The organism is Micromonospora inositola, assembly GCF_900090285.1.
GTDB lineage: Bacteria > Actinomycetota > Actinomycetes > Mycobacteriales > Micromonosporaceae > Micromonospora > Micromonospora inositola.
On sequence record NZ_LT607754.1, the window covers coordinates 2,454,161 to 2,472,419 of the forward strand.

Consider the following 18,259-nt stretch of genomic DNA (forward strand, 5'->3'; position numbering starts at 1 on the left):
ATGACCACCCGACCGGACCGGGGCGGCGAGCAGCCGTCCCGGCCTCCGGCCGTGGAGACATCCGTACCGCCGATCCCGGAACAGGCGGGCGCGGCGCGTACGGCGGATCTGCCGGAGGCGGCGCGGCCCGCGCCGGCCGACGTGCCGCCGACGGTCGGGAAGCCGGCGGTGGACGACGGCCCGGCGCGGAAGCCGGACCGGGCGCAGTACGGTGTCTGCGCGTTCCTGGCCCTCGTCGGCGGGCTGGTCATCGCCGACGCGACGCGCATCGGGCGCGCGATCAACACCGCCGACCCCATCGGCCCGAAGCCGGTGCCGATCCTGCTCGGCGTGCTGCTGCTGATCGTCGCCGCGGTCTACGCGGTGGACGTGGCCCGCGGCGGCGCCGGGGAGCCGGAGGCCGGCGAGGACGTCGACCTGACCAGCCCGATCGACTGGCGGACCGTGCTGCTGCTGATCGGCGCGTTCCTGGTCAACGCCGTGCTCATCGACCGGCTCGGCTGGGTGATCAGCGGCACGCTGCTCTTCTGGGGCTCGGCCTACGCGCTGGGCAACCGCCACTATGTCCGGAACCTGTTGATCGCCGTCGCGCTGTCGCTGATCACGTTCTACGCCTTCGCCATCGGGCTCGGGGTCGACCTGCCCGCCGGCGTGCTGCAAGGGATCCTGTAGATGGACAACCTCGCCAACCTGCTCGACGGGTTCGCCAACGTGCTGACCCCGATGAACCTGCTGATCTCGCTGCTCGGCGTGACCATCGGCACCGCCGTCGGCGTGCTGCCCGGCATCGGCCCGGCGATGACGGTGGCGCTGCTGCTGCCGGTCACCTACGGGATGGAACCGGCCCAGGCGTTCATCATGTTTGCCGGCATCTTCTACGGCGGCATGTACGGCGGTTCGACCACCTCGATCCTGCTCAACACCCCCGGCGAGTCGTCCTCGGTGGTGACCGCGATCGAGGGCAACAAGATGGCGAAGGCGGGCCGGGCCGCCCAGGCGCTGGCCACCGCCGCGATCGGCTCGTTCGTCGCCGGCACCATCGCCACCGTGCTGCTGGTGGTGGTCACCCCGCCGGTGGTGTCGTTCGCGATCAGCCTCGGCTCGCCGGACTTCTTCGCGCTGATGCTGCTGGCGTTCGTGTCCGTCACCGCGGTGCTCGGCGCGTCCCGGGTCCGCGGCTTCGCCTCACTGCTGCTCGGCCTGGTGATCGGCGTGATCGGCATCGACCAGTCCGGTCAGCAGCGGCTCACCCTGGGGATCCCGCAGCTCGCCGACGGCATCGACGTGGTCGTGGTGGCGGTCGGCATCTTCGCCGTGGGCGAGGCGCTCTGGATCGCCGCGCACCTGCGCCGCCGGGCCGCCGAGGTGATCCCGGTGGGCCAGCCGTGGATGGGGAAGCAGGACTGGAAGCGGTCCTGGAAGCCATGGCTGCGCGGCACCGCGTACGGGTTCCCGTTCGGGGCGGTGCCGGCCGGCGGGGCGGAGATCCCGACCTTCCTGTCGTACGTCACCGAGAAGAAACTATCCAAGCACCCGGAGGAGTTCGGCCGGGGGGCGATCGAGGGCGTCGCCGGGCCGGAGGCCGCCAACAACGCCTCGGCCGCCGGCACCCTGGTGCCGATGCTGGCGCTCGGCCTGCCGACCAACGCCACTGCGGCGGTGATGCTGGCGGCCTTCGAGGGGTACGGCATTCAGCCCGGCCCGCTGCTCTTCACGAAGGAGTCCAGCCTGGTCTGGACGCTGATCGCCAGCCTCTTCGTGGGCAACCTGCTGCTGCTGGTGCTCAACCTGCCGCTCGCCCCGGCCTGGGCGCGCCTGCTGCGGATCCCGCGCCCCTACCTCTACGCCGGGATCCTCTTCTTCGCCTCGATGGGCGCGTACGCGGTCAACGCCCAGCCGTTCGACCTGTTCCTGCTGCTCGCCCTCGGCCTGCTCGGCTTCGGCATGCGGCGCTTCGGCCTGCCGATCCTGCCGCTGATCGTCGGCATCATCCTCGGCCCGCGCGCCGAGCTGCACGGCCGACGGGCGCTGCAGCTCTCCGGCGGCGAGCTGCACGGCCTGATCGGCGGCTGGGTGTCCTGGGGGATCTACGCCGCGATCGCCGTCGTGCTGCTCTGGCCGCTGATCGGTCGGTTCGTGGTCCGTCCGCTGCGAGGAAGGTTGGTGACCGGATGACCGTGCTGGTGGGCTACGTGCCCTCGCCGCTCGGCGAGGCGGCCCTGCAGGCCGCCGTGGAGCAGGCCCGGTTCCGCGACGAGCCGGTGCTGGTGGTGAACACCTCGCGCGGCGACGCGTACGTCGACCCGCGGTTCGCGCAGGAGCCCGACCTGAACCGGGTGGTCCGGGAGCTGACCGCCGCCGGGGTGCCGCACACCCTCCGACAGCTCATCCGGGGCCGGGACGCGGCCGAGGAGATCGTCGAGATCGTCGAGGCGGAGGACGTGTCGCTGGTGGTGATCGGCATCCGGCACCGGACCCCGGTGGGCAAGCTGATCATGGGCTCGACGGCGCAGGAGATCCTGCTCCGGGTGCCGTGCCCCGTCCTCGCCGTGAAGGCCGACTGAGTGGTGCGCGGGGGCTCCCGCGACTCGGGGGTCCCCGTGCGCATCCAGAACGCCCTGCTGCTCGCGCACACCGTCGTGGTGCAGGCGGTCACCTTCATGCTCCGCCCCGCGTCGGCCTACCGGGCGCTGGACCTCGACGTGCCGTCGGCCTGGCTGGGCGTGCTCGGGGCCAGCTTCGCCGTCGTACCGCTGGTGCTGGCGGTGCCGTCCGGCCACGCGGTCGACCGGTTCGGCGAACGCCGGATCATGCTGACCGGGTCGGGTCTGCTCGTCGCCGCCGGCCTCTGCTTCGTGTTCCTCGCGGACTCGGTCGCCGGCCTGGTGCTGGCCAGCATGGTCCTCGGCACCGCCCACCTCTGCTCGGTCGTGGCACAGCAGGCGCTGGTCGCCAACCGCACCCCGGCGGCCCGCTACGACGCCGCGTTCGGCTACTACACCTTCGCCGCCTCGCTCGGTCAGGCGCTCGGCCCGGGCCTGATCGTGGTCTTCGGCGGGGACCGGCCGATCCCGGACACCCGGGCCATCTTCGTCGGCGCCACCGCGCTCACCGTGCCGCTGCTGGTCGCCGCCGTGTTCCTCCGCCCGTCGGGCCACCACCGGCAGGCGGCCGGGCCGGCCGCCGGCGGAATGCGTGGCCTGCTCCGCCAACCCGGGCTGGTGCGGGCCCTCACGGTCAGCTGCGTCGTCCTGGCCGCGGTCGACATCACCCTGGTCTACCTGCCCGCCCTCGGCGCCGAACGCGGCATCGCGTCCGGCTCGATCGGCGTGCTACTGGGGCTGCGCGCGGTGGCGTCGATGGCCTCGCGGCTGCTGCTCGGTCGGCTGGTCGCCACCGTGGGTCGGCGCGCGCTGCTGATCGGCACCGTCGCCCTCTCCGCCGCCGGTCTCGGACTGCTGCTGCCACCCCTGCCGTTCTGGGCGATGGCCGTCGTCGTCACGGTCGCCGGGCTGGGGCTGGGCGCCGGGCAGCCGCTGACCATGTCGTTCCTGGCCGAGGTCGCCCCGCCCGGCCTGCGCGGCCGGGCGATGTCGCTGCGGCTGACTGGCAACCGGCTCGGCCAGGTGCTCATCCCCAGCGCCGCCGGCGTGCTGGCCGCCGGCGCCGGGGCGGCGGGAGTGCTCGCCTGCACCGCCGCGGGCCTGGCCGGCGCGGCCGTCGCCGCGACCGGCCTGCACCGGTCACCTGTCCCCGCAACCGAGTGAGAGAGAAGGACAACCATGGAGACACCCGCGACCGCCGACCTCTACGACGGGTACGGCGAGGTCCTCGGCTCGTGCGACACCCAACTGCGCCAGTACGGCGGCGTCGCCGCCTTCGTCGGGCCCGCGGTCACCGTGCGCTGCTTCGAGGACAACGCCCTGGTGAAGTCGATCGTCGGCGAGCCGGGGGAGGGGCGGGTGCTGGTGGTGGACGGTGGCGGATCGCTGCACACCGCCCTGATGGGCGACCTCATCGCCGGCACGGCCGCGGAGAACGGCTGGGCGGGCGTGGTGATCAACGGCGCGGTTCGCGACGTAGCCGCCCTGCGCACCCTCCCGATCGGCATCAAGGCGCTCGGCACGAACCCCCGCAAGAGCGCCAAGACCGGCGCCGGTGAGCGGGACGTGCCGGTGTCGTTCGGCAACTGCGTCTTCGAGCCGGGCGCCGAGGTGCACAGCGACGACGACGGCGTCGTCGTGCTGCCGACCGGGGCGTAGCGCCCGCCGCGCCCGGTCAGCCCTCGCTGGCCGGGTGCGGGGCGATCTGACCCTGCCGCAGCCGGGCCGCGCACAGCTCGGCCAGCTTGGCGTACGCGGGGGCGCCGATCAGCGCGGTCAGCTCCGGGCCGTACGAGACGTACATCGGCTCGGCGCCTACGTGCGCGTCGGTGGAGGAGGTGCACCACCAGTCCAGGTCGTGACCGCCCGCGCCCCAGCCCCGCCGGTCGAACTCGGAGAGTGTGGAGATCAGCACCTTGGTGTTGTCCGTCCGCTTGTGCCACTCCTGGTCGCGGCGGACCGGCAGCTGCCAGCAGACGTCCGGCTTGTACTCCAGCGGGTGCACCCCGTCGCGCAGCGCCTGCGCGTGCAGCGCGCAGCCGCCCCCGCCCGGGAAGTCGGCGTCGTTCAAAAAGACGCAGGGCGCGTCCACATCCCGGGTGGCGGTGCGCCGGGCCGGCGTCTTGCCGTCGATGGTGTCGTCCTCGGTCCAGTTCTTGAAGCCCCGGCGGAAGTGCTGCCAGGTCGACGGGGTGAGCCGCTTGACCGCGGCGCGGACCCGCTTCTCGTCGTCGGAGTCGGTGAAGAACGCCCCGTGCGAGCAGCAGCCGTCGGCGGCCCGGCCGGCGATGATGCCGTGGCAGCCCTTGCCGAAGATGCACGTCCAGCGGGACAGCAGCCAGGTCAGATCGGCCCGGACCACGTGCTTCTCGTCCGCCGGGTCGACGAACTCGATCCACTCCCGGGGGAAGTCGAGCCCCACCTCCCGGCTGCGCGGGTCGTCGGGGTCGTCCACGAGTACCTGCAGCTCGATCTGGCCTGTCACCCGGACCAGCGTACGCGCGGTGCCTCCGGGCGGCTGGCGAGCCGGGAAAACGTGTTGGGCCTAGGGTCTTCAGCATGCGACTGGGTGTCCTCGACGTCGGTTCGAACACGGTGCACCTGCTGGTGGTCGACGCCCACCACGGGGCGCACCCCTGGCCGGCGCACTCCGAGAAGGTGGTGCTCCGGCTGGCCGAGCAGATCGGCCCGGACGGCGCGCTCACCGACGCGGGCGCGGACGGGCTGGTCAAGGCGGTCGGCATGGCCCGGGCGGCGGCGGCCGGGCTGGCGGCCGACGACCTGATCGCCTTCGCCACCTCCGCCGTCCGGGACGCCACCAACGCCGCCGAGGTGCTGGCCCGGGTCCGTGACGAGACCGGCGTACGGCTGGAGGTGCTCTCCGGCGCGGACGAGGCGCGGATGACCTTCCTCGCGGTCCGGCGATGGTTCGGCTGGTCGGCCGGCCGGCTGCTGGTCCTGGACATCGGCGGCGGCTCGCTGGAGCTGGCGGCCGGGATCGACGAGGGACCGGACGTGGCGATCTCGCTGCCGCTCGGCGCCGGTCGGTTGAGTCGGGAGCGGCTGCGGGTCGACCCGTCGGGCACCCTGCCGCCGCCGGCCGAGGCCGTGGAGGAGCTGCGCGAGTACGTCGACGAGCTGCTCGACCCGGTGGTGGACAAGCTGGCGGAGGTGGGCTGGGAACGCCCGGTCGCCACCTCGAAGACGTTCCGGACGCTGGCCCGGCTGGCCGGCGCCGCGCCCTCCGGCGCCGGGCTCTGGGCCCGGCGCAGGCTGACCCGCACCGGACTGCGGCAGGTGCTGGGCTTCGTCCGGCACATCCCGCCGGCGCAGCTGCCCGAGCTGGAGGGCGTGAGCGCCGGCCGGGCCCACCAGCTGCTGGCCGGTGCGGTGGTGGCCGAGGCGGTGATGCGCCGGCTGGACCTGGATTCCCTGGACATCTGCCCCTGGGCGCTGCGCGAGGGCGTCATCCTCCGCCGGCTGGATCAGCTCGCGCCGATGTGATCCCGTCGTTCGGTCTGCGCGCTTTGCGGGTGCTCGTCCCGATGCCGTGCGACGGACCGGGCTACCCTGAGGGGCGTGACTTCCCGCGTCCCGGTGCTCCTCTCCAGTTCCTCGGTCTTCCCTGAGCGGACCGCGGCGGCGTTCCAGCTCGCCGCGGCGCTCGGCTACGACGGCGTCGAGGTGATGGTCTGGACCGACGTCGTCAGCCAGGACCCGGGCGCGCTGCGCGGGCTCGCCGACCACTACGGCGTGCCGGTGCTCTCGGTGCACGCACCCTGCCTGCTGGTCACCCAGCGGGTCTGGAGCCCGGACCCGTGGGAGCGGCTGCGCAAGGCCGCCGAACTGGCCGAGACCCTGGAGGCGCCGACCGTCGTGGTGCACCCGCCGTTCACCTGGCAGCGGGACTACGCCCGGAACTTCGCCGACGGGCTCGACAAGATCGCCGGGCAGTTCGGCGGGCTGCGCTTCGCGGTGGAGAACATGTACCCGGTCCGGATGGCCGGCCGGCAGTTCGTCCCGTACGTCCCAGGCTGGGACCCGACCGACACCGGCTACGCCTCGTACACCCTGGACCTGTCGCACTGCGCCGCCTCGCACACCGACTCGCTGGAGATGGCGGACCGGATGGGCGCCGGCCTGGCCCACGTCCACCTCGGCGACGGCACCGGCGAGGGGCGCGACGAGCACCTGGTGCCCGGGCGGGGCAGCCAGCCCTGCGCCGAGCTGCTCCGCTCGCTCGCCGGGCGCGGCTTCACCGGCTCGGTCGCCGTCGAGGTGACCACCCGGGGCGCGAAGAGCCGCGCCGTGCGGGAGGCCGACCTGCGCGAAGCCCTGGAGTTCGCCCGCGCCAACCTCACCGCCCCCTCCCCGGTCGACGCCTGAGCGGGGAGGGCGCCCCCGGTCAGCTGACCGGGGTGAGCGTCTCGGCCTGGGCCGGCACGGTGAGCTGGTCGCCGACGGCGGCGCGCTTGCGGGCCCGGTGCGCCGCCACGTGCGAGCGGGTGGCGCAGCGCTCCGAGCAGAACCGCCGGCAGCAGTTCGACGAGGTGTCCAGGTAGACGTTGCCGCAGCGTTCGTCGGCGCAGACGCCGAACCGGGCGCTGCCGTACTCGCAGAGCCACACCGACAGGCCCCAGACCGCGCCGGCCAGGTACTCCTGGCTGACCGAGGCACCCCGGCTGGTGACGTGCATGTGCCAGTCGCTGGAGTCGTGGCCGGAGATCCGCGGCTGCACCGGGAATGCCTCCAGCAGCGCGTTCAGCTCGGCCACCGCCTGGCCGTCCCGGCCCGAGGTGCCGTACTCGAAGACGTCGCGCAGGCGCTTCTGCGCCCGCCGGAAGGTCGCCAGGTCCCGCTCCGCGACCTCGTCGCGCATCCACGCGTTGTCGTCCGGGAAGAGGGCCCGCAGGTCGTCGAGGTCGTCCAGGCGGGCGTTGACGAGGTCAACGCCGGTCCGGGCGTACGCGTCGAAGTTCACGACACCAACGGTAGACGACTCACGGGCCACGCGGCGTGTCGATGTATCCAGCACCATCCGGCTCCCGGCGAACGCCGGCAGTGCGCGGAACTGCTGGTAACAGGACCCCTCCTCGCCGTAGCTCCCCGGGTTGGTGATCTCGGCGCCGCGGGGCCGCCACGTGGTCCGTCCCGGCGGGCCGCTCGGAACGGTGCGTGACGTCCGTCCCCGCCCCCCGGCGCGGGTCGGTCGACGGGCGTTACGCTCGGCTCATGCTCCGTTCCGTCATCCTCGCCGCCTCCCGGTCATCCCAGGTCGAGCGGCTCGTCGCGACGGCCCCGTTCACCCGGGACGTCGTCCGCCGGTTCGTCGCCGGCGCCGGCACCGACGACGCGTTGCGCGCGACCCGCGAACTCGTCGTCGACGGCCTCGCGGTCACCCTCGACAACCTCGGCGAGGACACCGTCACCCCCGAGCAGGCGAACGCCACCCGGGACGAATACCTCAAGCTGCTGCGGCTGCTCTCCGCCGCCGGCCTCACCCCCGCCGCCGAGGTGAGCGTGAAGCTCTCGGCGCTCGGCCAGATGTTCGACGAGCAACTCGCCTACGACAACGCCCGGGCGATCTGCGCGGCGGCCGACGCCGCGGGCACCACGGTCACGCTGGACATGGAGGACCACACCACCACCGACTCGACGCTGGACGTCCTGGCCAAGCTGCGCAAGGACCACCCGTCGACCGGTGCGGTGCTCCAGGCGTACCTGCGGCGGACCGAGTCGGACTGCCGGGAGCTGGCCGGCGCGGGGTCGCGGGTGCGGCTCTGCAAGGGCGCGTACAAGGAGCCGGAGTCGGTGGCCTACCAGTCCGCCCGCGAGGTGGACAAGTCGTACGTCCGCTGCCTGAACGTGCTGATGTCCGGCGACGGCTACCCGATGCTGGCCACCCACGACCCGCGCCTGATCGCCATCGGCGAGGACCGGGCCCGCTGGTTCGACCGCGGCCCGGACCGCTTCGAGTTCCAGATGCTGTACGGCATCCGCCCCGAGGAGCAGGCCCGCCTGGTCGGCGAGGGCTACACGGTCCGCACCTACCTGCCCTACGGCGAGGACTGGTACGGCTACCTGATGCGCCGCCTCGCCGAGCGCCCCGCCAACCTGATGTTCTTCGGCCGGGCGCTGATTTCCAAGAAGTGACTCACGCGTTCGACCAGGCCCGGGTGCTCAGCACCAGGCGGTAGCCGTCCGGGTCGGCGAACGTCACCCCCCAGCGGTCCCAGTACGGGCCGGCGGAGACCCGCGTCCCGCCGGCCCGTTCCAGTCGGTCAACCAGCTCGTCGTCGACCGGTCCGTCCAGGTAGAGGACGAACAGGTCCTCCTCGGTCGGGCTCGGCTCGACGGCGAGCTGGTCGCCGCCGACCAGTTCCAGGTGCCAGCTCGCGTCCGGCCAGCCCACCATCACCAGGTCGTGCTCGCCCGGCCCGCCGGCCACGCCCTTCTGGAGCACGCGCAGACCCAGCCCGTCCACCCAGAAGCGTTCGGCGGCGGCCAGGTCGCGGCTGGGACGGGCGATGCGGACGTGCGGGGTTCCCGAGGTCGTCATGCCTCCGATCATGGAACCTTCAGCAGGGTTCAGGTCAAGATCGCCAGTTCCGGAGAAGCCGGTCCGGGAATCACTTGACGGTCCAAGCTAATGGCATTAGCCTTACGGCTATGACGATTAGCCAGGTGGCGCGGGACGGCGGAACCATCGCGTACGAGGTGCACGGGGAGGGGCCGCTGGTCGTCCTCTCGCACGGCATGGGGGAGAACCGGCGGTCCTTCCGCCACCTGATCCCCCTCCTGGCCCGGGCCGGTTACCGGGTGGCCTCGATGGACGTCCGGGGACACGGCGACTCCAGCCCGCGCTGGCCGACGTACGCCCCCGCCGAGGTCGGCGCGGACCTGCTCGCCGTGGTCCGGGCCCTCGGCGGCGGCCCGGCCACCCTGGTCGGCAGCTCGTCCAGCGCGGCCGCCGTGGTCTTCGCCGCCGCCGAGGCGCCCGAACTGGTCAACGGCGTCGTGCAGCTCAGCCCGTTCGTCGCCGAGCCGAGGCCCAACCCGGTCATGCGGGTCGCCCAGGCGGCGGTGCTGCGCAGCCCACGGCTGTTCGGCATGTTCCACAAGACGCTCTTCCCCGCCGCCCGGCCGGCCGACGACGCCGCGTACCGGAAGGAGATGGTCGCGATGCTGCGCGGCCGGATGGCCGCCGTGCGCGGGGTGGTCGCGCCGGTCGCGCCGCACTGGACGGCCCGGGCCGCCGACGTGCGGCAGCCGGTCCTGGTGCTGATGGGTACGAAGGACCCGGACTTCGCCGACCCGGGCGCGGAGGCGCGGGCCGCCCGGCGGCTCTTCGCCACCGCTGAGGCCCGCATGATCGACGACTCCGGACACTACCCGCACGCCGACCAGCCCGAGGCCACCGCCGCCCAGCTCGTCGAGTTCCTGGGGGTGACCACCGGTGCCTAGGGCCGGCCTCACCCCGCAGACGGTCGTCCGCGAGGCCGCCCGACTCGCCGACGAGGTCGGCTACGACCGGCTCACCCTGGCCGCGCTCGCCGGCCGGCTCGGCGTCGCGCTGCCCAGCCTCTACAAGCACGTCAAGGGCGCCGACGCGCTCAACCAGAAGCTGGCCGCGCTCGCCACCGGGGAGATCGCCGCCGAGCTGACCAGCGCCGCCGCGGGTCGGGCCGGTGGCGACGCGCTGCGCGCCGTCGCCAACGCCTATCGGGAGTACGCCCGCCGGCACCCCGGCCGTTACCCGGCCACCCAGCGGGTGCCCGACCCCGCCGACCCCGACCACGTCGCGGACGCCGAGCGGGCCGTCGGCGCGATCTACGCGATCCTGCGCGGATACGGCCTGAGCGGCGACGCTGCAGTGGACGCGACCAGGATGTTCCGCGCCGCCGTGCACGGCTTCATCACCCTGGAGGCGGCCGGCGGGTTCGGGCTGCCCCGGGACATCGACCGCTCCTTCGACCAGATGGTGGCCGGGCTGGACACCGCGTGCCGGGACTGGAGGTCCTGATGAAGCCCCTGCTATCGGCGCTCGCCTTCCTGCTGGAGCTGGCGATGCTCGCCGCCGCCGGCTGGTGGGGCTTCACCCTCGACACCGGGTGGCCCGTCCGCCTGCTCGCCGGGCTCGGGGCGCCGCTGCTGATCGCGGTTGTCTGGGGCACCTTCTGCTCGCCGAAGGCGGCCGTGCCGCTGCCCGCGCCCGCCAAGCTGGCCGTCCAGGCCGCCTGCTTCGTGACCGGCGGCGCGCTGCTCGCGCTGGCCGGTCGCCCGGTGCCGGCGGTCCTGCTGGTCGCGCTCTGGGCGGTGGACAAGGCGCTGCTCAGCCTGGCCGGCGACCCGGTCTGACCGGCCCCCGCCCGGCGCGCGGAGCGACCCGGCCTGACCGGCCACCGCCCGGCGAGCGGAGCGCCACGGCGGACCCCGTCGACCCGCGCGCGGCTCTGGCCGGCTCGCCCGATTGGTCGTACCCTTCGCCGGTGACCGACGGCGACCAGCAGCCCGGCGAGGCAGCCGCGGACCGCGAGCTGCCCGCGGACAGCGCGCGGGCCGGGGACGGCGAGCACCCTACGGACGGCGGGGTGGCCGAGGCGCAGTGGCTGGCATCAGCACAGTCGCCGGCGGTGCGGACGCGGGCGCGCCGACGCTGGCCGTTGTGGGCGGCGCTCACGGTCGTGGTCGTACTGCTGACCTGCGCCCTGCCCTCGGTGCTGCTGGTCGGGCTGGTGGGTGGTGCGGCCGGGCGGACGGCGACGGCCGACGACCCCGCCACCGCCACCGCCCGTCGTCGCGGCGTACGGATGTCCGCGCAACTCGACCGTCAGGCCGCCGCGCTACTCAGCGGCGATCGGAACGGCTTCCTCGCCATCGCCGAGCCGGAGGCCCGCGCCGACCTCACCCGCCGCTACGCCGCGCTGCGGGCGCTCCGGGTGACCGTGTGGCGGCCGGCGGCGGACGGCGTGCCCGGCGCGGTCGCCGGCCGGCCGGGGGAGTGGCAGCTAGCGGTCCGGGTGGGGTACTGCTTCGTCGTCCCGGACTGCACGCCCGCCTCCGTGGTGATCGGCACCCGCTGGCGGGACGCCGGCGAGCAGCCCCGGCTGCTCGCGGTCGAGGAGTCCCGCACCGCCCCGGCCGGTGCCCGGCCCTGGGAGGTGAGCGACCTGGCGGTGGCGGTGGGGACGCGTACCCTCGTCGCCACCACGCCCGCGCTGCGGGCTAGGCTGCCCGGCCTGCTCGCCCAGGCCGAGGCGGCGGCGAAGATCGCCGACCTGTACGCGGTGGGCGGCCCACCCCCCGACCGCTACCTGGTCTTCTACGCCGGTCGGGCGGAGTGGCGACGCTGGTACGGCGGCGGCCGTCCCCGGTGGACGGCGGGCTACGCGGTCGGCGTGGGCGGTGGCCACCACGACGTGGTGCTCAACGCGGAGAGCCTGTCGCCCACCGGGGTCGACGACCTGCTCCGCCACGAGCTGACCCACGCCGCGTCGCTGCCCGACCGGGGCTACTCGGACAGGGCCACCTGGTGGCTGGTGGAGGGCCTGGCCGAGTACGCCGGCGCGGACGGCCAGCCGGTCGGCCGCTACGACGGGCTGGCCGAGGTGCGCAAGCTCGTCCGGGGCGGCTGGAACGGCCGGCTGGACGGGCTGGCCCCGGCCGACGACGCGGCCGACGACCGGGTCGGGGGCAGCTACGGCGTCGGCTACCTGGCCGTTCGGCACCTGGTCGACCGGTACGGCGAGCAGCGGGTGCTCGACTTCTTCAAGGCCGTGGTGCACGACCGCCGGTCGGTCGACGAGGCGGCCGAGCAGGTGTTCGGCGAGCAGTGGTCCACCCTGCACGACGACTGCGTCGGGTACGTCCGGGCCGTCGCCGGCTGACCGGCAGCGCGCAGGTCGACGATCGTCGACGGGTCGTAGCATGGGCCGGGTGGCCCCCACCCACCCGCCGCGGCCCCCGATCGCCACGCGGCCCCGCCTGCTCACCGCCCTCCTCGCCGTCGTCGCCCTGACCGGCACCACCGCCGCCTCGTGCGGCGACGAGAAGCCCCCGGTCGCGCTGGCCCAGGTCGGTCGGTCCGCCGTCGCCGAGGTGATCGACGCGCCGGCCACGGTGACCGCCCGGGCCGCCGCGACCCTCACCGCCCCCGCCGACGGCACCCTCGCCAGCCTGCGCGTCCAGCCCGGACAGCGGGTGCGTCGTGGGCAGGTGCTCGCCGTCATCAGCTCACCGTCCGCCCAGGACCGGCTCCGGCAGGCCCGCGAGGCGCTGCGCGCCGCGAAGCGGGCCGGCCGGGGCGTCGGCGTCGGCGACCTGGGCGGCAGCCGGCGCGGCACCGACCGGGCCGCCGCCAAGGCGTTCGACGCCGCGCGGGTCGCCGCCGGGAAGATCGGTGACCCGCAGCTGCGGTCCGCGCTGCTGCTTCAGGTGGAGTCCGCCCAGCGGCAGTACGAGTCGTCCGCCCGCGCCGCCGACCGGGCGGTCAACGCGGTGCAGCGCGGCGTGGCCGGGCTGAACTCCGCGGTCGGTGCGCTGTCCAGCGCCCAACGCCTCCAGGCCCAGCAGGCGTACGACCTGGCGAAGGCGACCGTCGACGCGCTCACCCTCCGCGCGCCGGTCGACGGGGTGGTGCAGCCGGGCGGCACGCGGCCCGCGAGCGGGTCGGCCGACCTGGCCGGACTCCTCGGGGCGGGTGGCGCGACGGGGCTCGACCCGTCGGCGTTCGCGCCCGCCCAGGGCGGCCCGCCGCCCGGGGTGGACGACGCCGTGCCGACCGGTGGCCGGGTCACCGCCGGAACCCCGGTGCTCACCGTGGTCGACACCGGCGCGCTGGGCCTGCTCGCCGAGGTCGACGAGACCGATGTGCTGCTGGTCCGCTCCGGCGTGCCCGCCTCCGTCGAGCTGGACGCGGTCACCGGCGCGACGTACGACGCCCGGGTCCGTTCGGTCGACGTGCTGCCCACCACCTCCGCCCGGGGCGGCGTCACCTACCGGGTGCGGCTCGCCCTGGGCGCTGGCCGCCTCGGTGAGGGCGAGGCCGCGCCGACGCCCCGCCCCGGCATGAGCGCCGTGGCCCACCTCCGGGTACGCGAGGCGGCCGACGCCGTCGCCGTACCCGCCTCGGCGATCTTCTCCGCGGACGGACGGGACGCGGTCTGGGTGCTGCGGGACGGGAAGGCGGACCGGGTGCCGGTCACCGTGGGCGTGCAGGGGCAGGACCTGGTGCAGATCGTCAGCGGGGTGCGGGCCGGTGACCGGGTGGTGGTCCGCGGTGCGGACCAGGTCCGCGACGGCCAGGAACTCCGGTGAGCGCGAGGAGCGAGCCAGTCCTGCGAGCCCGCGGTCGCGAACGAAGGCCGGCTCGGTGAGCGCAAGGAGCGAGCCGGTCCTGCGAGCCCCGCGGTCGCGAACGAAGGCCGGCTCGGTGAGCGCGAGGAGCGAGCCGGTCCTGCGAGCCCGCGGTCGCGAACGAAGGCCGGCTCGGTGACGCCCCCGGCCGGGGTGCCCGCCATCGAGGCGGTCGACGTGTCCCGGACCTACCAGCTGGACGGGGTCTCGGTGCCGGCGCTGCGCGGCGTGTCGCTGACCATCGCGCCCGGCGACTACGTCGCGGTGATCGGGCCGTCCGGCTCCGGCAAGTCCACCCTGATGCACCTGCTCGGCGGCCTGGACCGGCCCACCGGCGGTCGGCTGGTGATCGGCGGCCGGGACGTGGCGACGCTCTCCGCCCCGGAGTTGGCGACGCTGCGCAACGAGACCATCGGCTTCGTCTTCCAGGCGTTCCACCTGCTGCCGCGGACGTCCGCGGTGGACAACGTGGCGCTGCCGCTGGTGTACCGGGGGATCGGCGCGCGGCAGCGGCGGGAGCGGGCGGCGGCGATGCTCGGCCGGGTGGGGTTGGGGCACCGGCTGCACCACCGGCCCAACCAGCTCTCCGGCGGCGAGCAGCAGCGGGTGGCGATCGCCCGGGCGCTGGTCACCGACCCGGCGGTGCTGCTCGCCGACGAGCCGACCGGCAACCTGGACACCGCGACCGGTGAGGCGGTGCTGGAGCTGCTGGAACAGTTGAACGCCGAGTCCGGGGCGGCCCTGGTGATGGTCACCCACGACCAGGAGGTGGCCGCCCGGGCCCGCCGGAGGATCGCCGTGCGGGACGGGGTGGTCCGCTCCGACACGGTCACGGCGGGCGGCGACCGGCTCCATGATCGACCGCTGTCCGACCACGAGCGTCGACCTGAGACACTGGACGCCGCTCCCAGCGCGGAGTCCCGGTCCGTGTCCGGAAGCGGCCCGGGGCACCCGTCCGGTGGCTCCGGTGGCGCCGCCGGAGCCACCGGGCGCCTTCCGCGCCTCACCGGGGGCGCGTCGTGAGGGTGGCCGAGGCCTGGCGGGTGGCGCTGGACGCGCTGCGGGCCAACCGGATGCGCAGCGCCCTGACCATGCTCGGCGTGATCATCGGGGTGGCCTCGGTGGTGCTGCTGGTCGCCATCGGCACCGGCACCAAGCAGAAGGTCGAACAGCAGGTCGAGGGGCTCGGCTCCAACCTGCTGCTGGTGGTGCCCGGCAGGATCGACGTGGGCACCGCCCCGGTGGTCTCGCCGCTGACGCTGAAGGACGTCGACGCGGTCTCCCGGGTGGTCGGCGACCCCGGCCGGGTGGCCGTCACCATCGCCTCCGGGGCCACCGCGCGGGCCGGCAACCGGTCGGACTTCACCACCGTGCAGGGGGTGCTGGAGAACACCCCGACGGTCTTCACCCGGTCACTGGCCCGGGGCCGCTACCTCACCGGGGCGGACGTGGACACCAGCCGTCGGGTGGCGGTGCTCGGCTCGTCCGTCGCGAAGGCGCTCTTCCCCGACCGGGATCCGCTCGGCCAGCAGGTCGCGCTGGCCGGCGTGCGGTTCCGGGTCATCGGCGTCTTCGCGCCGCTCGGGCAGAGTCTCGGGGTGGACCGGGACGACGAGGTGCACGTGCCGGTGACCGCGGCGCAGCGGCTCTGGGGCACCCAGCGCATCGACGGCATCGCGGTGAAGGCGCCGGACCGGGAGCGGATCGGCGAGCTGGGCGACCGGATCGTCGCCGAGCTGACCCGGCGACACCCGGACACCGAGTTCAGCGCCGTCACCCAGCAGCAGATCCTCGGCGTGCTGGGCGACATCCTCGGCGTGCTCACCGGCGTGCTGGCCGCCATCGCCGGCATCTCGCTGCTCGTCGGCGGGGTCGGGGTCTCCAACATCATGCTGGTGTCGGTCCGCGAACGGACCCGGGAGATCGGCCTGCGCAAGGCCGTCGGCGCCCGGCCCCGGGACATCGGCGTGCAGTTCCTGCTGGAGGCGGTGCTGCTCACCGCCATCGGCGGGCTGACCGGGATGGCGCTCGGCGTGGGCGGCGCGCTGCTGGTCGACGCTGTCTCGCCGATCCCGGCCGCGATCACCTGGTGGTCGCTGGCGCTCGCCTTCGGGGTCTCCGCCGCCGTCGGCATCGTCTTCGGGGTGGTCCCGGCCCAGCGGGCCGGCCGCCTCGACCCGGTGGTGGCGCTGCACGCCGAGTGAGGTCGGGTGGGCGGTCCCGGCAACGGGACGAGGCGCCCATCGGGGAGGAAAACACCAGGTCAACGCCGGGGAAACCTCGTCCCACCCATGATCAGTTGCAGGAAGGGATCGCGCCGGTCACAGCCGTCCCGCTACCGTACTGGTAACACGCGCGTTGCCCGTCCTGGCGGGAGCTCCCGTCCGGTGGCACGCGCCGGGCACGGGAATGGGTCGGTGAGCCATGGCCGCGTCGCAGTCCGACGGTCGACTGTCGGATGTCAGGTTCCTGACCGTCGCCGAGGTGGCGACGGTCATGCGGGTCTCCAAGATGACGGTCTACCGTCTCGTGCACAGCGGTGACCTGACCGCGGTACGGGTGGGCCGGTCGTTCCGGGTGCCCGAACACGCCGTGCACGAGTATCTCCGGGGCGCGTTTCAGGAAACCGCCTGACGCACCGCCGAGTGCGACGTAACGGGCATCGACGGGGGCGCGTTGGTCCTGCTGACGCACTCCGGCTACCCTGGACCCCGACCGTGACCGCACCCTGGTGCGCCCTGCCCACCACGCTGGTCCGGTCCGTTGTCCGCAAGCGGTCACCGACGCCACCCGCGGTGGTGTCTCCCGGTCCGCCCCGCACGTTGCATCGAAAGGCTGTCGTCGTATGGGCTCGGTGGTCAAGAAGCGCCGCAAGCGCATGGCTAAGAAGAAGCACCGCAAGCTGCTGCGCAAGACCCGCGTCCAGCGTCGCCGTCTCGGCAAGTGACCGGGGCCGGGCCACGGCCCGGCATCCGGCACCACTTGCCAACTGTCGACTCTCGGAGGCTCAGGTGATCAGGCCGCGAACGTCCCGGCTCGATCCCGCCTGCCAGGCAAGGCGCACGACATGACCCCCGGTGGCACCCCAGGTGCTCCGGGGGTCGTCGTCGTGACCGGGGTCGGCCGCTACCTCGGCGCCCACGTCGCCGCCCGGCTCGCCGCCGACCCCCGGATCGAACGGGTCATCGGCGTCGACCCGGCCACGCCCGGCCCCGAGTTCACCGACCTGCTCGACCGGGTCGAACGGATCCGCCTCGACCTCGACTCGCTCGGCGGCCTCCTCGCCGACCTCGAGGTCGACGCCGTGGTGCACCTCGCCCTGGTCAGCGCCCCCGACCAGCAGCACGGCGGCCGGGCGGCGATGAAGGAACAGAACGTCATCGGCACCATGCAGCTGCTCGCCGCCTGCCAGCGGGCGCCCCGGCTGCGCAAGCTCGTGGTCCGCTCGTCCACCGCCGCGTACGGGGCGTCGTTCCGCGACCCGGCGGTCTTCACCGAGGAGACCGAGCCGCGCGAGGTGCCGCGCGGCGGTTTCGGCCGCGACATCCTCGACATCGAGGGGTACGTCCGCGGTTTCCGCCGCCGCCGCCCCGACGTCACCGCCACGGTGCTGCGCTTCGCGCCGTTCATCGGCTCCACCGCGGACACCACGCTGACCCGCTATTTCTCCCAGCCGGTGGTGCCCACCGTCTTCGGCCGCGACCCGCGGCTGCAGTTCGTCCACTTCGACGACGCGCTCGAGGTGCTGCACCGGTCGATCGTCGAGGAGCACCCGGGGACGTACAACGTCGCCGGCCCGGGCGTGCTCTCCCTCTCCCAGGCGATCCGCCGGGCCGGCCGGGTGGCCATGCCGGTGCTGGAGCCCGGCCTCTCCGGCGCGGCGGCGATCGCCCGCAACCTGGGCTTCGGACGCTACGGATTGGACCAGGTCGACCTTTTCGTGCACGGTCGGGTGGTGGACACCACCAGACTGGAACGGGAGTACGGCTTCACGCCGCGCTCGACCGCCGCCGCGTTCGAGGACTTCATCCGCGCCCACCACGGTGGCGTGGTGGTGAGCCGGGATCAGCTCGCCGCAGCCGAGCAGCTGGTGCTGGAGGGCATCCGGCAGGTCCGCTCGGCCGTGCGGGAGCGGTCGTGACCGGCAAGGACGAGCGGCGCGAGGGCCGGTACGGCGTACCGCTGAAGGTGGCCGGGCCGGACGCGGAGCCGGCGCGGCGCAACGGACACCACCGGACGACGGCGGCCGCCGTCGACCCCCCGGCGACGACGGACGAGCCGGACACCGCGGCGACGGACGA

21 protein-coding genes are annotated in these 18,259 nt (G+C 74.3%); 18 read left to right on the forward strand and 3 right to left on the reverse strand.

The window, feature by feature from the left end; genetic code table 11:
- Genes GA0070613_RS11765 through rraA form a run of 5 tightly spaced genes read left to right on the forward strand, consistent with a single transcriptional unit; the run spans position 1 to position 4,262 of the window.
- The gene (locus GA0070613_RS11765) at positions 1 to 672 is read left to right on the forward strand and encodes a tripartite tricarboxylate transporter TctB family protein (protein WP_231929755.1); all 672 of its coding nucleotides are present in this window, start codon (positions 1 to 3) and stop codon (positions 670 to 672) included.
- Entirely contained in the window at positions 673 to 2,175 is a 1,503-nt protein-coding gene (locus GA0070613_RS11770; RefSeq protein WP_089012331.1) for a tripartite tricarboxylate transporter permease, read from the forward strand.
- Entirely contained in the window at positions 2,172 to 2,564 is a 393-nt protein-coding gene (locus GA0070613_RS11775) for a universal stress protein (protein WP_089012332.1), read from the forward strand. The genes GA0070613_RS11770 and GA0070613_RS11775 overlap by 4 nt, the downstream gene beginning before the upstream one ends.
- 36 nt (positions 2,565 to 2,600) lie before the next feature.
- The gene (locus GA0070613_RS11780) at positions 2,601 to 3,767 is read left to right on the forward strand and encodes an MFS transporter (protein WP_197699069.1); all 1,167 of its coding nucleotides are present in this window, start codon (positions 2,601 to 2,603) and stop codon (positions 3,765 to 3,767) included.
- Between the two features lie 15 nt (positions 3,768 to 3,782).
- Positions 3,783 to 4,262 (forward strand): ribonuclease E activity regulator RraA, encoded by a 480-nt coding sequence (gene rraA, locus GA0070613_RS11785; protein ID WP_089012333.1) that lies wholly within the window; start codon positions 3,783 to 3,785, stop codon positions 4,260 to 4,262.
- Between the two features lie 16 nt (positions 4,263 to 4,278).
- Here the strand turns inward: rraA and GA0070613_RS11790 are convergent, their stop codons facing one another.
- Complete coding sequence (locus tag GA0070613_RS11790; protein WP_089012334.1) at positions 4,279 to 5,088, reverse strand: hypothetical protein; 810 nt, start codon at positions 5,086 to 5,088, stop codon at positions 4,279 to 4,281.
- Between the two features lie 74 nt (positions 5,089 to 5,162).
- Between GA0070613_RS11790 and GA0070613_RS11795 the strand changes: the two genes are divergently transcribed.
- Both GA0070613_RS11795 and GA0070613_RS11800 read left to right on the forward strand, forming a co-directional pair.
- A complete protein-coding gene (locus tag GA0070613_RS11795) occupies positions 5,163 to 6,107 on the forward strand; it encodes a Ppx/GppA phosphatase family protein (RefSeq protein WP_089012335.1) in 945 nt (314 codons plus the stop codon).
- Positions 6,108 to 6,182: 75 nt separating this feature from the next.
- Complete coding sequence (locus tag GA0070613_RS11800) at positions 6,183 to 6,989, forward strand: sugar phosphate isomerase/epimerase family protein (protein WP_172875798.1); 807 nt, start codon at positions 6,183 to 6,185, stop codon at positions 6,987 to 6,989.
- Positions 6,990 to 7,008: 19 nt separating this feature from the next.
- Here the strand turns inward: GA0070613_RS11800 and GA0070613_RS11805 are convergent, their stop codons facing one another.
- Positions 7,009 to 7,584: a CGNR zinc finger domain-containing protein gene (locus tag GA0070613_RS11805; RefSeq protein ID WP_089012337.1), complete on the reverse strand. Its 576-nt coding sequence runs from the start codon at positions 7,582 to 7,584 to the stop codon at positions 7,009 to 7,011.
- Between the two features lie 251 nt (positions 7,585 to 7,835).
- Between GA0070613_RS11805 and GA0070613_RS11810 the strand changes: the two genes are divergently transcribed.
- Entirely contained in the window at positions 7,836 to 8,756 is a 921-nt protein-coding gene (locus GA0070613_RS11810; protein WP_089012338.1) for a proline dehydrogenase family protein, read from the forward strand.
- A 1-nt stretch (position 8,757) separates the two neighbouring features.
- Here GA0070613_RS11810 and GA0070613_RS11815 read toward each other — a convergent pair whose 3' ends face one another.
- Positions 8,758 to 9,162 (reverse strand): VOC family protein, encoded by a 405-nt coding sequence (locus tag GA0070613_RS11815; RefSeq protein ID WP_089012339.1) that lies wholly within the window; start codon positions 9,160 to 9,162, stop codon positions 8,758 to 8,760.
- A 110-nt stretch (positions 9,163 to 9,272) separates the two neighbouring features.
- Between GA0070613_RS11815 and GA0070613_RS11820 the strand changes: the two genes are divergently transcribed.
- The 10 genes from GA0070613_RS11820 (at position 9,273) to GA0070613_RS11865 (ending at position 18,099) form a co-directional block, all read left to right on the forward strand.
- On the forward strand, positions 9,273 to 10,067 hold the full coding sequence (locus GA0070613_RS11820; RefSeq protein ID WP_089012340.1) for an alpha/beta fold hydrolase: 795 nt from the start codon (positions 9,273 to 9,275) through the stop codon (positions 10,065 to 10,067).
- Positions 10,060 to 10,626, forward strand: a complete 567-nt coding sequence (locus GA0070613_RS11825; protein ID WP_089012341.1) for a TetR/AcrR family transcriptional regulator — start codon at positions 10,060 to 10,062, stop codon at positions 10,624 to 10,626. The genes GA0070613_RS11820 and GA0070613_RS11825 overlap by 8 nt, the downstream gene beginning before the upstream one ends.
- Positions 10,626 to 10,961: a YrdB family protein gene (locus GA0070613_RS11830; RefSeq protein ID WP_089015903.1), complete on the forward strand. Its 336-nt coding sequence runs from the start codon at positions 10,626 to 10,628 to the stop codon at positions 10,959 to 10,961. The genes GA0070613_RS11825 and GA0070613_RS11830 overlap by 1 nt, the downstream gene beginning before the upstream one ends.
- A gap of 131 nt (positions 10,962 to 11,092) precedes the next feature.
- Positions 11,093 to 12,490 (forward strand): hypothetical protein, encoded by a 1,398-nt coding sequence (locus GA0070613_RS11835; protein WP_231929756.1) that lies wholly within the window; start codon positions 11,093 to 11,095, stop codon positions 12,488 to 12,490.
- 40 nt (positions 12,491 to 12,530) lie between these two features.
- Entirely contained in the window at positions 12,531 to 13,919 is a 1,389-nt protein-coding gene (locus GA0070613_RS11840; RefSeq protein ID WP_089012342.1) for an efflux RND transporter periplasmic adaptor subunit, read from the forward strand.
- A gap of 174 nt (positions 13,920 to 14,093) precedes the next feature.
- Positions 14,094 to 14,981 carry an ABC transporter ATP-binding protein gene (locus tag GA0070613_RS11845; RefSeq protein ID WP_231929757.1) on the forward strand — a complete coding sequence of 296 codons (888 nt, stop codon included), beginning with the start codon at positions 14,094 to 14,096 and terminating at the stop codon, positions 14,979 to 14,981.
- Positions 14,978 to 16,162 carry an ABC transporter permease gene (locus GA0070613_RS11850; protein ID WP_089012344.1) on the forward strand — a complete coding sequence of 395 codons (1,185 nt, stop codon included), beginning with the start codon at positions 14,978 to 14,980 and terminating at the stop codon, positions 16,160 to 16,162. Before GA0070613_RS11845 ends, GA0070613_RS11850 begins: the two co-directional genes overlap by 4 nt.
- 220 nt (positions 16,163 to 16,382) lie before the next feature.
- Entirely contained in the window at positions 16,383 to 16,592 is a 210-nt protein-coding gene (locus GA0070613_RS11855; RefSeq protein WP_089012345.1) for a helix-turn-helix domain-containing protein, read from the forward strand.
- 211 nt (positions 16,593 to 16,803) lie between these two features.
- Entirely contained in the window at positions 16,804 to 16,905 is a 102-nt protein-coding gene (locus tag GA0070613_RS11860) for a 30S ribosomal protein bS22 (protein WP_007465623.1), read from the forward strand.
- Positions 16,906 to 17,025: 120 nt separating this feature from the next.
- The gene (locus GA0070613_RS11865) at positions 17,026 to 18,099 is read left to right on the forward strand and encodes an NAD-dependent epimerase/dehydratase family protein (protein WP_089012346.1); all 1,074 of its coding nucleotides are present in this window, start codon (positions 17,026 to 17,028) and stop codon (positions 18,097 to 18,099) included.
- Positions 18,100 to 18,259: the final 160 nt, after the last annotated feature.

Bases quoted from the DNA above. Each gene is read 5' to 3' on its own strand.
- GA0070613_RS11765 (WP_231929755.1), top strand. From the start codon at position 1: ATGACCACCCGACCGGACCGGGGCGGCGAGCAGCCGTCCCGGCCTCCG.
- GA0070613_RS11770 (WP_089012331.1), top strand. From the start codon at position 673: ATGGACAACCTCGCCAACCTGCTCGACGGGTTCGCCAACGTGCTGACC.
- GA0070613_RS11775 (WP_089012332.1), top strand. From the start codon at position 2,172: ATGACCGTGCTGGTGGGCTACGTGCCCTCGCCGCTCGGCGAGGCGGCC.
- rraA (WP_089012333.1), top strand. From the start codon at position 3,783: ATGGAGACACCCGCGACCGCCGACCTCTACGACGGGTACGGCGAGGTC.
- GA0070613_RS11795 (WP_089012335.1), top strand. From the start codon at position 5,163: ATGCGACTGGGTGTCCTCGACGTCGGTTCGAACACGGTGCACCTGCTG.
- GA0070613_RS11810 (WP_089012338.1), top strand. From the start codon at position 7,836: ATGCTCCGTTCCGTCATCCTCGCCGCCTCCCGGTCATCCCAGGTCGAG.
- GA0070613_RS11815 (WP_089012339.1), bottom strand. From the start codon at position 9,162: ATGACGACCTCGGGAACCCCGCACGTCCGCATCGCCCGTCCCAGCCGC.
- GA0070613_RS11820 (WP_089012340.1), top strand. From the start codon at position 9,273: ATGACGATTAGCCAGGTGGCGCGGGACGGCGGAACCATCGCGTACGAG.
- GA0070613_RS11830 (WP_089015903.1), top strand. From the start codon at position 10,626: ATGAAGCCCCTGCTATCGGCGCTCGCCTTCCTGCTGGAGCTGGCGATG.
- GA0070613_RS11840 (WP_089012342.1), top strand. From the start codon at position 12,531: ATGGGCCGGGTGGCCCCCACCCACCCGCCGCGGCCCCCGATCGCCACG.
- GA0070613_RS11855 (WP_089012345.1), top strand. From the start codon at position 16,383: ATGGCCGCGTCGCAGTCCGACGGTCGACTGTCGGATGTCAGGTTCCTG.
- GA0070613_RS11860 (WP_007465623.1), top strand. From the start codon at position 16,804: ATGGGCTCGGTGGTCAAGAAGCGCCGCAAGCGCATGGCTAAGAAGAAG.
- GA0070613_RS11865 (WP_089012346.1), top strand. From the start codon at position 17,026: ATGACCCCCGGTGGCACCCCAGGTGCTCCGGGGGTCGTCGTCGTGACC.